The organism is Georgenia daeguensis, from assembly GCF_039537705.1.
Lineage (GTDB): Bacteria > Actinomycetota > Actinomycetes > Actinomycetales > Actinomycetaceae > Georgenia > Georgenia daeguensis.
The window spans coordinates 1-558 of sequence record NZ_BAABBA010000101.1 but is presented as its reverse complement, the minus strand read 5'-3'; the positions used below and the strand labels follow the sequence as shown (position 1 = coordinate 558).

Sequence of the window (558 nt, the reverse complement as noted above, 5' to 3'; positions counted from 1 at the left end):
CTTCGCTCTCGCCAAGCAGTGGCGCGGCATCGCGACCCGGTACGACAAACTCGCCATCACCTACCGCGCCGGCGTCACCCTCAGCGCCATCCTGACCTGGCAACGGCTATTGGGAGACACGTCCTAGTCAGTCTGCGCGCCGTGGTCGCCCCGAGCGTCTTTGTCGGACCGAACGCCATGATCAAGGACCAGGCGGTCGTGGTCGGATCCGTCCGGCTCTTCGACCGCTCCATGATCGAAGGGCATGCGGTCGTAGCCGACACGTGCACATTGCGCGACAACAGCTGCATCAGCGGCGAAGCGATCGTCCGTGGCCAGGTCACACTGGCGCACAACGCCCGCATCGACGGTGACGCACGTGTCAACGGTGGAGTGCTCCTGCAGCACTTCGCCCACATCAGCCGTGGAGTCCTCTCCGGCGGCATGACGGTGGGTCTGCTGCACGGATAGGTGACATCTGATCTGTGGTGCCGCAGGGTGCCACTGGAAGGATGTGCACCGTGCCTAAGCCATACCCCAAGGAGTTCCGCGACGACGTCGTGCGGGTCGCGCGGAATC

1 protein-coding gene and 1 pseudogene are annotated in these 558 nt (G+C 64.7%); both read left to right on the top strand.

The features are described 5' to 3' along the window. Positions 1–127, top strand: a pseudogene (locus tag ABD774_RS21600) (IS5/IS1182 family transposase); the annotation flags it as partial. Positions 128–141: 14 nt separating this feature from the next. Beyond that, a complete protein-coding gene (locus tag ABD774_RS21595) occupies positions 142–450 on the top strand; it encodes an LbetaH domain-containing protein (RefSeq protein WP_345045854.1) in 309 nt (102 codons plus the stop codon). Positions 451–558 lie beyond the last annotated feature (108 nt).